We start from the raw sequence: 13403 nt of genomic DNA on the forward strand, positions 1-13403 counted from the left end.
AAATGTAAAAAATAACGGGATTAATGCTAAAAATAGCATAGAATGCGAATATGTTCCATGTTTCTGCTGACTTTTCCTCCATGAAAATGCTGAAAAACGATTCAGCTTTTCTGTTTGGTTTCAATATATTCATGAAGTGCGACTGTGAGAATAGCGGCATATTTCTCAATTTTCTCCTCTGAAATGGAGCTGAACCCCACCAGAAATACGTTGTCTGGACTTTCTGTACCTGCCCAGTTCTTTTTTGTGCCGTGAATGCCAATAGAACGTTCTTTCATAAATGCGATTAATTCGGATTCCTGCTGACAGCAGTCAACCTGGAGCAACAGATGAGAACCAGCTGGATCGTAGATCATGTGCACCTGGTCTGGGAGATTCTGTTCTAAATATTGGATCAACCGGCGAAATTTCCGCTCATTCATGCTGGAAATTTTACGGATATGCTTTTCTAGCAGACCGTCCTTGATGAATTCAGTAATGGCTTTTTGCACAAATGTGGGCAGTGCGGAATTATAGTGCTTGTACTTTTTTTCGTACAATTTCATAAGAGATGGCGGCAGCACATAGTAGGCGCAGCGGATGGAGGGAAACAGTGCCTTGGAAAGTGTTCCTAGGTAAATGACACGCTCATTTTGATCCAAAGACTGGAGGGACGGCAAGATCCGGTGTCCATAGGAAAACTCGCTGTCATAGTCATTTTCAATGATATAGCCGTTGTTCTGCCTTGCCCACTCCAGAAGCCGGTATCGCTTTTGCAAGGAAGTGGTGACACCGGTAGGAAATTGGTGGGAAGGCGTGAGATAGACCATATCTACAGGGGAGTTGGTAACATCATCCACGTCAATGCCATCCTCCTGGATCATGACGGATTTTACATCGCAGCGGCAGTTGTAAAATACCTTGCGCATTCCGATATAACCCGGCTCTTCAAATGCCACGCGCTTGCGGTTGTTGGGAATCAGGTTCAAGATCGTTTCAAGCCCGTACTGAGTCCCGGCGCAGATGACGATCTGATCCGGTGAACAGACAACGCCACGTGTTCGCTGTAAAAAAGTACATAGATTAGCACGAAGGGGATAGAACCCCTTATTGCTCTCGTATTTGGAAAATTGCAGTGTTGCCTCATCTAGAATGGCATTGGAGACGCATTGTTTCCATTTTGTCCAGGGAAATAGATGGGTATCGCCTACAGAATAGCGGAAATCATAGCGAATCGGATTCTGAGCGGATGGTGGGATCAATTTTGGCAGCTGTGCCGGCGTAGTTTCCGGAGTAGTAGTCAGGAGGATCTTGGCAAGATCCTCCACATAGTATCCGGATCCTTTTACGGCTCGGATCAGCCCTTCCTCCAGCAGCTGCTGATAAGCATGTTCTACCGTATTTTTGCTGACTTTCAGTTCATTTGCCATGGTGCGGATTGGCGGCAGCGCCGTGTTTTTGAGCAGCATACCGCAAAGAATATTTTGTCGGATGGACTCGTAGATTTGCAGATAGAGCGGTTTGGTATTGTCATTATTAATGTAAATCACACTGATTACTCCTTGCTGAAATATCTGGATGGGTACAATTTTGACGATTTTTTTGTAAAATTGTACCCATCAGGATTGCTTTCCGAATAAAATTAAGTTGTCCTACCTTTATAGTGTGAAATTTTGTCTTTTTGACTTTGATTTATTATACAATATGATTGAATCAATTTTATCGCTTTTTTGTAAAATAAAAAATAACATAATTCGACAATTACAGGATACTCCCGAAACCGTTGCCTGAGAATCGTCATGGTGTGCGGATGTTATTTTGAAAAGTATGAATGACGATCTGGAATTGTACCGTTCAAGCAATCGGTAATTGTATCTTTTCAAATTCCGGAAAATGCGGTATAATTTATGTATCAGAACGGCAATGCAGAAACGGAGGTGCTGTCAGATGAAGAACCAGGTGGTCGCATGGGACAGTTTACTCGGAAATGTGCTGATTGAAGATTATTTCATTCACATGTGCGGACTGCATAAGGACAAGGCGGCTTTGCAGAAGAAAAAGGCATATGCCATGCAGTGTCTGAAAAATGTGCTGGAGCAGTCTGTGATCTATACGCTGGTCTCTTCTTACGATGCTTCCTGTATTTCTGGCAGAGAGATCCGCATTGCTGATCAGATTTTTGTTTGTCCGGTACTGGACACTGTTTCACTGGAGAATGTAATCGCCCTGTATACTTTTGCGCTGACCTGCGGTGATACTGAGGCGCCGGATTCTCGTGTGCTCCAGCAGGCATATTATGATATCGGCGGTACGGCAATTGCAGATGCTGCAAGAGATCTGCTGCAGCATTGGATACGGAAACAGTACGGAGCAGAGGAGTATGTTGTCTCCGATGCCTTTGGCCCGGGATTTTACGGAATGCCGGCGGCAGATGTGGAGAAATTCTTTCAGTTCATGGATTGTGAACGCATCCATCTGTCACTGATGCCCAGCGGATTTATGTTGCCGGCAAAAAGCTGTGTCGGCTTTTTTCTAGTGACAAAGACTGCGGCAGATCTGCCGGCGCTGGACTGTGCTCATTGTCTGGGACACGGGAAAACATGCAATTATTGCAAGGCAGGGCGCATGTACCTGAATGACAAATAAACAGGCTTTGTATTTCATGGAGATTTTGTCAGAGAATAATTTCGAGCTTATCGAAGCAGCTTGCTGATATCCAACAGCTGCTTGATCATGGCATGGGAGCCAGAAAAGGGATCGAATTCTGAAAGCTTATAGGAAGAAAAAACGGCAGTGTGCCGGACTTGTACATCAATGGCGATGTGCAGACCGATGCGCTGTCGTTTTTGATGTTATAGGAGGCGATTTTATGGCTGTAAATAGCTATATTCTCAAGGAATTGTTTCCGGATCGGATTGCCGGAAAAATCACAAGCAGCAAATATCAGTATCCCATAAAATACGCTACCATTTACAATCCGCTGCTGCGAGTCAAGTCGGATGCGGTTTATCTGGTGGTAAACCCCAAGGAATTTCCCTGGGACTGTCAGAATGTCAGAAGTACCTTTGTGATCCTAGGACATCTGAAACCGGAGATACTAAAAGAGACATGTCACGATGTGATCTGTGTCAGAAGTGACTGCGGTCTGGGAAAGATTTATGAGACCATTCTGGAACAAATCGATCTCTACGGACGCTGGGAAGAGGAAATGAACCGGATCCTGCTTCAGGGCGGCAGTGCAGGGGAACTCTGTCAGACAGCGGTGCCTTTTTTCGAAAATCCCATGCTGATTGCAGCAAGCGATTTCAAGGTCATCGCAGCAGGAGAGTCCAGACTTCATCCATTCTCTCAAAAGGTACAGGATGAAAACGGATATCTCAGAGAACCTCGCATCGTCAGCCTGCTTTCGGGAACTGTTTCCGCACAGCGGAGCGAAAATGTGCACTTCAATATCACTTTCGACAACAAGATCAGTACTCTGCGAATGACCATCGAATCCCACCAGCAGGTGCTAGGGTATGTCTGTATTGACGATACGGCCCGACCCTTTACCGATGCGGATTATACACGGCTCTGCATGATGGAACAGTATATCCGAAAATACATGCAGATATCGCCCAATTTCCGGAATGCTGCATTCCAGAACCTGAAAGGTTGTCTGACTGAGTCACTTCATACTGGACAGGTCAATGTCTTTGAACTGCACTCTGCACTGAATGCGATGCACTGGAAAATGGAAGATACATATCAGTGCTGTGCTCTTCGGATACGTGACCGCCAGGCGAAACAGCATGTTGCCAATTATCTGTGCGGCTACATGGAACACCACGCTAACGGTTTGGTGACCATCCGGCATAACGACAATGTCTATGTGTTTTGTAATCTGGAGCAGATGGAACTGGATCAGGAGCAATGGCGTGTATATCTGGAGAAGCTTGGAACAGATTACGGCGTTTCTGCCGGACTGAGCACACCCTTTGAAAATGCCGCATTTTTGTGCGATTATTTCCGCCAGGCGGAGGCGGCGCTGCAATTCTGCACAGAACAGAAACGGCAGATGGGTGTGTTCTTCTTTGAGAAATGCCGGCTCTCCTATATTTTACAGCATGGTCTCGGATCGCTGCCCCTGAGGGTGCTGCTCACCCGGGAAATGCAGACATTTTTGGAGACAGATGCGGAGAATCACTTTGAGAACTATAAGATACTCCGCTGTTATATCCGCAACAACCTGAACATTTCCGAGACAACGGCGGAGCTTTTCCTGCACCGCAGCTCTCTGATCTACCGGCTGGATAAGATCAAGAAAATGCTGGAATCCGACCTTTCCCAGAAGGAGGAACAGCTGTATCTCCGGTTGGTTTGTTATGGTATTGATGCGTGCTATCGGGAACAGCTGGAGGCGGACGATGCTGCGGAAGAGACAGAGGATGCCTTGCTCCGGCAGAACCGCACCAGTGCATGAAATTGTCTGTCTGTGAAAAATGACAGAAACAGATGTCGGTTTCGTCAAAAATAAGGAATGTACCGAGAAAACGTTGTCACCCATGACGGGGTTTGCTATAATAGAGACATCAAAAGGGAACAGCACCGGTTCACTTTGGATATCAAAATGATGATTTGAGGAGGTTCTTACAATGAGCAAAGAAGAAATTTATGAAAAGCTCAAGAATGCGATCGTTGAGATGGATGAGGACATGGCAACAGAAGCTGCTAATGCAGCGCTGGAAGCTGGTCTGGATCCGCTGGATTGCATCTCCGGCGGTCTGTCCGCTGGTATGCAGGTCATGAGCGACCTGTTCGACGAAGGCGAGGCTTTCGTTCCGGAACTGCTGATGGCTTCTGAAGCATTTGACGCAGCAGTTACCATTCTGACAAGCGGCATGAGCGATGAGCAGAAAAATTGCAGCTCTGCCGGTAAGGTTGTCATTCACACCGTTCAGGGTGATATTCATGATATCGGCAAAAACATCGTAAAGACCATGCTTTCTGCGAACAATTTCGAAGTGGTTGACATGGGCAGAGATGTTCCGGTGGAGGACGTTGTTGCAAAGGCAAAGGAGATCGGCGCAGATCTGATCGTAGGCTCTGCACTGATGACCACCACAATGCCGGCACAGAGAGATATCATCAACCTGCTGAAGGAAGACGGTGTGCGTGATGACTACATTTGTATGTTCGGCGGCGCTCCGGTTTCGGAGAGCTGGTGTGAGCAGATCGGTGCAGACGGTTATTCCGAGACTGCAACTGACGCTGTTACTGTTGCCAAAGAACTGATCGCAAAGAAGAAGGGAGCATAAGGAAACATGAATGCAGTTGGAAAAAATGTCACTGTTTTCGATGTGTATGACCGTGCAAAAAACGGTCCGAAGATGGACGAGAAGGAGTGGGACTTTAAAGTTATCCCACAGACTGCCCGTGCTCTGAAGAAAAAGTACAACATCAAAATGGACAAGTCCGTGATCGTTCCGGAAGATAAGGAACTGATCAACAATCTGTTTCAGGCTGGTCTGGAAATGCTGGAGACCTGCGGTGTATACTGCATTGATACCGGCAGAGTCATCAAGTATACCAGGGATGAGATCCTGCATGCGATTGCATCTGCACCGGATCATTTCCAGTACGGCGAAGGTCAGGAGGCGATCCAGGTAGTACCTCGTTCCTATGACAGTGCAAAGGCGCCTGTCATCCAAGGCGGTCCGACTGGTTCTCCGTGTTCGGAACAGCTGTTCCTGCCGATCCACCAGGCATATGCACAGGAACCCATCGTGGATACCATCGTTGACGGCGTTATGCAGACCGTAATGGGTAAGGATCCGGTTCCGGGTTCACCGTGGGAACTGATGGCAGTTCGTTCCGAGGCTCTGCAGGTACGTGAAGCACAGATGAGAGCCGGCCGCAGCGGCATGGGATTGTAGGGGAACGAAACTTCTCTCAGCGCAGCTGGTGTAATTGAAGCAGACTTCCCGGGCGGCATGAGAACCAATGACTCCCACGAAGTTTCCCAGCTGAACGAGCTGAAAATCGACGTTAGTGCTCTTTGTGTAGGTGCGCATTATGCAATGGAAGGTGCTTGTGTCATGGTCGAGCAGATGCCGATCTATGGCGGCTATTCCGGCGGCCTGGAAGAGACCACCATTGTCGATGTTGCAACAACTCTGAACTCTTTTGTCATGATGCAGGGTTCCTGGCATCTGGACGGCCCGGTACATGTCCGCTGGGGCATTACCACTGCAAGAGAAGCACTTGCAGTTGCCGGTCACGCAGCAAGAGCAATTGAGGCGAACACACACCTGATCCTAGGTAACCAGTACTACACATTGGCTGGTCCGTGTACCGTAATGTGCCTGCTGGAAACTGCAGCACAGGCGATCACCGACACCATCAGCGGCCGTGAGATCCTGTCCGGTGTTGCGTCCAGAAAGGGCGTATTCACTGACCAGTTTACCGCAATGGAAGCCAGAATGATGGGTGAGGCAGCACATGCCGTTGCCGGTATGGATCTGCACGAGGTGAATGTTCTGCTGGACAAGCTGGTTGCAATGTACGAGAAGGACTATAAGACGGCTCCGGAAGGCAAGACTTTCCCGGAATGCTACGATGTCGTAAAGCTCGTACCGACCGACGAGTACATTCAGGTGTATGACGAGGCAGTCAAGATCCTGACCGATCTGGGTCTGACCTACTGGAACAAATAACTGACGCTTGCATGAATACAGTGCTCCTGTGATCGAATTTGCCTGCTCAGGGAAGTAGGGAATTTGATAACATGGGATACGCTTAAATAACGAAATGAGAACAGCAGCTTTGTGCCTGAGGGCTTGCCTGCTCAGGGAAGTATGGGAGTCATAAAGTACATTGCCGGCAGTCTCATTTCGTTCATGCGGAGGGTGAATCGAAGTGATTATATGGACTCTAAATCCGTACAGCCGGGTGCAACACCGGGACTCTTCGCCAAGAAACAGCAAGCATCGTCAGGTATTATCATGACGAAAGGAGAAGTGTCAGGGGATGCTTCTCCTTTTTTCATAAGGAAGAGGTGAAGAAAATGGGGAATAAGATCATTTTTCAGCCCTTTGGCGTGCAGTGTGTAGATGCTTCTTCGGAGGAAACGCTGCTTCAGATCGCTCAGCGTGCAGGCGTTGGGATAGATGCTGCCTGCGGCGGTGCCGGAGCCTGCGGAAAATGTAAACTCAGGGTTATTTTCGGTACATTTGAGGGATACGGTATCCACAGTGACGAAACACATCTGACGGAAATGACCGCAGAAGAATACAGGCTGCTTTCTGAAACGGAACGGCAGGAAGGCGTCCGGCTGGCCTGTATGACCTGTCCCAGAGGTGATCTTGTGATCGAAGTGCCGCAGAAAAGCCGTCTGGCACAGCAGGTGGTGCTTTCTGACGGAAAATCAAAAGCGATTCCGCTTCACCCGGCGGTGCATACCTATTGCGTGACGCTGCCCAAAGCAACGCTGGAGGATCACCGAGATGATGCCAGCCGGCTTTGCGATACCCTTCATGCAGTTTTTCCGGCACTGTCGGAAACGCTGGAACTGGATCTTGCCGTGCTGCGGCAGCTGCCGCGTGTACTGCAAAAAGGACACTGGCGTGTCAGTGTTACAGTGTGGCAGAATAAGAGGATCATTGGTGTTCAGCCAGGGACAGAGGACGGATGCTACGGCGTGGCAATTGACATCGGAACAACGACCATTGCCGCATATTTGTGTGACTGTAATACCGGTGAGACGGTACAGGTCGCCTCTATGATGAATCCCCAGGTGCGGTTCGGAGATGATGTGTTGGCACGTGTTTCCCATTGTATGCTGCAAGAAAAGAGTTTGGAACAGCTGCATGAGATCCTCATGGACGGACTGAACAAGTTGACCGGAGAAATGGCAGAGAAACAAGGTATCTCCCCGGAACAGATCGGGGAATTTGTGCTGGTGTGCAATCCGGTAATGCACCATATTGCACTGGCAATTCCACCGGATTCTCTGGGCGCATCGCCTTTTGCAGCGGTTTCCAATGCGGCCATAGATGTACCGGCAAAGGAAATCGGACTTGTTGGCATGGCTGGCGCCAATGTGCATATGCTGCCGTTGGCGGCAGGCTTCGTGGGGGCAGACCATGTGGCGGTACTGATTGCAGAGGAACCCCATCAGCAGGAGGAAATGCAACTGGTCATTGATATTGGTACAAACAGCGAGATCTGCCTCGGAAACCAAGAACATCTCTATGTCACATCTTGCGCTACAGGTCCGGCACTGGAAGGTGCTCACATTCAGTGCGGTATGCGTGCAGCAGACGGTGCGATTGAACGAGTGACCATTGACCCGGAAACCCTGGAGCCGACATTACGTCTAATCGGGGATCAGACGATTCCCCAGGGCATTTGTGGTTCGGGGATACTGGATGCAGTTGCCCAGATGGCACATACCGGGATCTTGGAACCGAGCGGCAGATTTTCCAAAACGCTGCAATCAGAACGCATCCGGATGGACGCAAAGGGAAAACCGGAATATGTACTGTATTTTGCTCGGTCTCCCCTGGAGCATGACATTGTGGTCACGGCGAAGGATGTCCGTGCTGTACAGCTGGCAAAAGCGGCGCTCTATGCCGGTGCAAAGGCACTCATGCAGCAGTGCGGTTCAACGCAGATCTCCGCAGTGACTCTCGCCGGAGCCTTTGGCAGTTATATTGACCGACATTCTGCATTGCAGCTGGGAATGTTTCCGGATTGTCCTGCGGAGCAGATTTCTGTGTCGGGCAATGCAGCCGGCGTCGGTGCACGATATGCTCTCCTGAATGTGGAAAAGCGGCAGGAAGCGCAATGGCTTGCGGAACACGTGGTCTTTGTGGAGACCGCCATGGATGCAGAATTCCAGATGATGTTCTCCGATGCTATGTGGATTCCCCATAAAAAGGATCATTTTGCAAATTCATGAGCCTGTGTACTGCATAACGGACAGGTATTCATAAGAAAAGAGGAACAAAACCATGATAGAAACCATATTGAATCAATACGAAAATGGAACGCATACGCTGACCGACATGGAAATTGCAGAACTGCTGTCCGCACAGGGATCAGACCGGGACGCCGTTTTTGCGGCGGCAAGGCATGCACGTACTGCGCATTTCGGTAATAATGTGTTTTTATATGGTTTTGTCTATTTCAGCACATATTGCCGGAACAACTGCAATTTTTGTTATTTTCGCAGAGAAAACAGCCATCCGCCCCGTTATCGCAAATCCCCGGAGGAGATCGTTGAGACAGCGGTGCAGTTGGGGAATTCCGGTGTGCATCTCATTGATCTGACCATGGGTGAAGATCCGTATTATACCGACCACCCGGAACGGCTGGCAGAACTGGTGCGCATGGTAAAACAAGAGACTGGTCTGGCGGTCATGGTCTCACCGGGTGTTGTTTCTGATGAATGTATCCGCCAGCTTGCTGAAGCCGGTGCGGATTGGTACGCTTTGTATCAGGAGATACACAATCCTGAATTGTTTCAGACACTTCGTGCGGATCAATCCTATGAAGTGCGAATGCACTGCAAGACAGTGGCAAGATCTCTGGGAATGTGTATAGAGGAGGGGCTGCTCACCGGTGTCGGCGAAACAGTTTCTGATCGGATCCATTCATTCCGGGAAATGGAACACATGGGTGCCATGCAGGTGCGTACCATGACTTTTGTTCCTCAGGAAGGCACACCTATGATGGCACGGCGGCAATCGGAATTTTCCGATGAGTTGTTGAACATTGCAGTGATGCGGCTGCTGTTCCCGAATCGTTTGATACCGGCATCACTGGACGTGGATGGTCTGAACGGTCTGGAATCCCGGCTTATGGCTGGTGCCAATGTGATCACGTCAATTATTCCGCCCCGGGAGGGCTATGCTGGCGTGGCACATGCCAGTCAGGATATTGACGAGGGATACCGAACCGTGGCAGGTGTGCAGGATACGATTCAGGCGTGCGGATTGCAGCCGGCAACGACTGAACAATATCAGACCTGGCTGAGGGGGATACGGAAATGAAACTGTTGGTAGTGGGATGTAAATTGCAGGGCACAGAAGCCATTTATCTGGCAAAACAAGCAGGCTTTTATGTAACGGCAGTGGATCATCGGGCGGATGCCTGTGGCAGCGGTCTGGCTGATCGGTTTGTGCAGGCAGATGTTTATGACGATGAGATCATGCTGTCTCTGTTCCGGGAAAATGATGCAGTTCTGCCGGTCATTGAAGATCTGGAAGTATGCCGGACGTTGGAGAGATACGGCAGACAGACGGAAACTCCTGTGATATTCGATACAGCCGCATATGCTGTTTCTTCTTCCAAAAGGCGTTCCAATGCAATGTTTCAGCAGTTGGGATTGTCTCTGCCGGAATCGTATCCGGCGTGCGGATTTCCTGTCATCCTGAAGCCAGACGATCAAAGCGGCAGCGCAGCAGTACAGCGTGCGGATTCACAGTCTGAGGTGGATTCATATCTTGCCAGGGCAAAGGGAAATGCGGTGATACAGCAGTACCTGGAAGGAAGATCATTTTCTCTGGAGGTACTCTCCATGAACGGTGAGATCTGCTGTCCTATGATCACAGAAGTGTGCATGGACAGCGGCTATGACTGCAGCCGGATCATTGCGCCGGCAAAGGTGACTGCATGTGAGGCACAGCAATTGTATGATATGGCAGAAAAGCTGGCAGCAGCGCTGCATATGAACGGTATTTTTGATATTGAAGTGATCAGTCATCATGGTAAACTGAAGCTATTGGAAATAGATGCACGGCTGCCCAGTCAGACGCCCATTGCGGTCTATCATGCCAGCGGTTTTAATATGGTAGAGTGGCTGGTGCGCCATGGAGTAGGGCAATCCTACGATGTACAGCCTGTGCCGAAGCAAATTTGCTGGTATCAGCAGATACAGGTCTCACCCAGTGCAATCCGGGTGCTGGGTGAACATATTATGTCAGATTGTCCGCCTCTGCGCCATATGACCGGATTTTTCGGTGCAGAGGAAGCCATGACCGATTTCACGCCGGACTGCGGCGGCAGGTTCCGGGCAATCGTCATTCTCTACGGTAAGACCACCGAAGAAGTCCGACAGAAAATGCAGAGGGTGCTCCGGCGTATCCAGAAAGAATACAGTATCCCCAGAATAGAAGATGCCTATCTGACGGAAACATGCAGACAGACGGAAAGGAAGTATTATCATGTCAAGATTGATCCCAACAGACATTTCGCATATTCCAACCTCCATGCAGGCGTATGACGCTGAGTTTCAGAAGCAGACCGGTATGACCATGGCACAGGCGGCTTGTCATGGACTGCATATCCCGGAACAGTCTCCGGTGAAAAAGACGGCAGTGATCCCCGTGACAAGCGGTCTGGGTGTGATCAGCAGATTTTCCGAATCGGTCTGTGCCATTTTACAGCATATTGGTGCGGATGCCTTTGTTACCGGAAAAACAGATGTTGCCGGATTGCAGGAGGCATATGCTGCCGGAGCAGAAGTGATATTCCTGGCGGATGATGATGTTTATGCGGCATTTTCCACCGGCGGTGCATGGCAGTCCGACAACGGCTTTGCCACGGGAATTGCCTTTGCGGCGGCACTGGATGGTGCAGTTTCCTGCGCCGAAAAAAAAGTGCTGGTACTGGGTGCCGGTCCGGTGGGCAGTGCGGCGGCGAAATGGCTGGACGATGCCGGGGCGCAGGTGGTGCTGTATGACCCTTTGCTGGAAAAGGCAAAGGCTGCGGCGGAAAAATGTGCCCATGCCACTGTGCTGTGTGATGCGCCGGATCTGAAACAATATGGCTATATCCTCGACGCTACGCCCAACGGCGGTTGGATCTCAGCGGAGGATGTGACAGAGGGAACAGTATTTTCCGTGCCGGGAATGCCTTTGAGTCTTACCTCCGAGGCGGCAGAAAAGGTGACTCTGATCCATAATCCTCTGGAGCTTGGGACGATTACCATGTATTACGACTGCATCCGGCAAATGGAGGGATAAGGCCATGGGAAAAATGGAACAGATGATGAAAAACATCAAGCCGGCGCCCCGGCGTTTTATCTACAAAAAGCAGCGGCTGTCCCAGTTGGTGGGAAAAGTAAAGCTCTGGCCGTCCCGGTCGGGCGTACTGCACGGCGTAAAGGATATTCAGTATCAGGGCAATATGCTGATAATTACCACCCACTGCGGCGAACAGTTCACCTGTTGGGATTCCAAAAACAGCCGGAGCGCACGTTGGCTGCGGAATCGCTGGTGCAAGGTGCCCTGCAAAAAGTGTAAGATTCCCCAGTGGAAGCTGGAGAAATATTCTTCCACCATATTTACGGATTCCAAAAAAGCGTTGAAATAAGGGAGATGGGTATCATGACTGGATTGACCGAATCGCAGAAAAACCGGCTGACAGAGCTGGGACTTTCGGCAGAGGAACTGCCCGGAGACTTTGAGACGATCGCTGATCGGGAAAAATATTTCAAGCAAAGGGAAAAAGGGCTTGTAGCAAAGAACCGGCAGATCCTGAACCGGCTCCTGACAGAGACCCATCAGCCTGCGTTATGCCAGCTGCAATTTCAACTGGCACAGACGCTCTGCGCAAACGGTTTTACGCAGGTGACGACGCCCACCATCATATCCCGGAAATTTCTCGACCGCATGACCATTGACGGAACGCATCCTCTGAATGAACAGGTGTTCTGGCTGGATTCCAAAAGCTGCCTGCGTCCCATGCTGGCGCCTAATTTGTACAGCGTGTCCAAAGATCTGATGAATGTGGCAAAGCTGCCGCTGCGTGTCTTTGAGATCGGCAGCTGTTTCCGGAAGGAATCGGAGGGAAAGTCTCATTTGAAAGAGTTCACTATGCTGAATCTGGTGGAGTGGGGCACACCCATGGAGGAGCGTGGCAAGCGTCTAGAGGAACTGGGACGGCTGGTGCTGGATGCCGCCGGAATCATGGACTATGCAACAGAGGCGGAAAATTCCGTGGTTTACGGTGACGGGCTGGATTTTGTGGGTGCAGACGGACTGGAACTGGCATCCACTTCCATGGGACCCCATCCGCTGGATGCCGCCTGGAAAATCAACTGTACCTGGGTAGGAATCGGTTTCGGACTGGAACGGCTTTTGATGTACCGGGAACACCAGCAGGGCATCCATCGTCACTCCAGAAGCATTTCCTTCCTGGACGGCGCACGGCTGAATATTAAGTGATAATCCAGGACAACCATATTGTCACCTATAATTTTTTCAAAATTGGTACTTGCAAAATTATAAAATATGTGGTATAGTAGAAAAAAGAGAAAATCCGTCATGAAAGGAATGACGGCGTTTCCTTAGAGCGTGTTTCGTAACTTTTTCTGCGTAGATTTTTGAGTGAATTTTCGTTGATTTCAAGGCGGAAATTTGCAGGCGGGCTTTCGCCCG

10 protein-coding genes and 1 pseudogene are annotated in these 13403 nt (G+C 49.7%); 10 read left to right on the forward strand and 1 reads right to left on the reverse strand.

From position 1 onward, the window contains the following. Window positions 1-101: 101 nt before the first annotated feature. Window positions 102-1529, reverse strand: a complete 1428-nt coding sequence (locus QZ375_RS02710; RefSeq protein ID WP_295214863.1) for a PLP-dependent aminotransferase family protein — start codon at window positions 1527-1529, stop codon at window positions 102-104. 397 nt (window positions 1530-1926) lie between these two features. Between QZ375_RS02710 and QZ375_RS02715 the strand changes: the two genes are divergently transcribed. From QZ375_RS02715 to pylSc, 10 genes and pseudogenes are all read left to right on the forward strand, one after another. Further along, on the forward strand, window positions 1927-2625 hold the full coding sequence (locus QZ375_RS02715) for a hypothetical protein (RefSeq protein ID WP_295214865.1): 699 nt from the start codon (window positions 1927-1929) through the stop codon (window positions 2623-2625). A 223-nt stretch (window positions 2626-2848) separates the two neighbouring features. Next, window positions 2849-4441: a helix-turn-helix domain-containing protein gene (locus QZ375_RS02720; protein ID WP_295214868.1), complete on the forward strand. Its 1593-nt coding sequence runs from the start codon at window positions 2849-2851 to the stop codon at window positions 4439-4441. 172 nt (window positions 4442-4613) lie between these two features. After that, the gene (locus QZ375_RS02725; protein WP_295214870.1) at window positions 4614-5276 is read left to right on the forward strand and encodes a corrinoid protein; all 663 of its coding nucleotides are present in this window, start codon (window positions 4614-4616) and stop codon (window positions 5274-5276) included. Between the two features lie 6 nt (window positions 5277-5282). After that, window positions 5283-6674: pseudogene (locus QZ375_RS02730) on the forward strand (monomethylamine:corrinoid methyltransferase). Between the two features lie 350 nt (window positions 6675-7024). Next, window positions 7025-8920 carry an ASKHA domain-containing protein gene (locus tag QZ375_RS02735; protein WP_295214873.1) on the forward strand — a complete coding sequence of 632 codons (1896 nt, stop codon included), beginning with the start codon at window positions 7025-7027 and terminating at the stop codon, window positions 8918-8920. Between the two features lie 52 nt (window positions 8921-8972). Continuing rightward, a complete protein-coding gene (gene pylB, locus QZ375_RS02740) occupies window positions 8973-10013 on the forward strand; it encodes a methylornithine synthase PylB (RefSeq protein WP_295214876.1) in 1041 nt (346 codons plus the stop codon). Further along, on the forward strand, window positions 10010-11245 hold the full coding sequence (gene pylC / locus QZ375_RS02745) for a 3-methylornithine--L-lysine ligase PylC (protein WP_295214879.1): 1236 nt from the start codon (window positions 10010-10012) through the stop codon (window positions 11243-11245). The genes pylB and pylC overlap by 4 nt, the downstream gene beginning before the upstream one ends. Then, complete coding sequence (gene pylD / locus QZ375_RS02750; protein WP_295214882.1) at window positions 11187-11987, forward strand: 3-methylornithyl-N6-L-lysine dehydrogenase PylD; 801 nt, start codon at window positions 11187-11189, stop codon at window positions 11985-11987. Before pylC ends, pylD begins: the two co-directional genes overlap by 59 nt. Window positions 11988-11991: 4 nt before the next feature. Continuing rightward, window positions 11992-12336 carry a pyrrolysine--tRNA(Pyl) ligase small subunit gene (gene pylSn, locus QZ375_RS02755; protein ID WP_295214885.1) on the forward strand — a complete coding sequence of 115 codons (345 nt, stop codon included), beginning with the start codon at window positions 11992-11994 and terminating at the stop codon, window positions 12334-12336. A 14-nt stretch (window positions 12337-12350) separates the two neighbouring features. Further along, the gene (gene pylSc, locus QZ375_RS02760; RefSeq protein WP_295214888.1) at window positions 12351-13190 is read left to right on the forward strand and encodes a pyrrolysine--tRNA(Pyl) ligase large subunit; all 840 of its coding nucleotides are present in this window, start codon (window positions 12351-12353) and stop codon (window positions 13188-13190) included. Window positions 13191-13403: the final 213 nt, after the last annotated feature.

Source organism: Ruminococcus sp., from assembly GCF_019417665.1.
In the GTDB taxonomy this organism is placed as follows: domain Bacteria; phylum Bacillota; class Clostridia; order Oscillospirales; family Ruminococcaceae; genus Ruminococcus_C.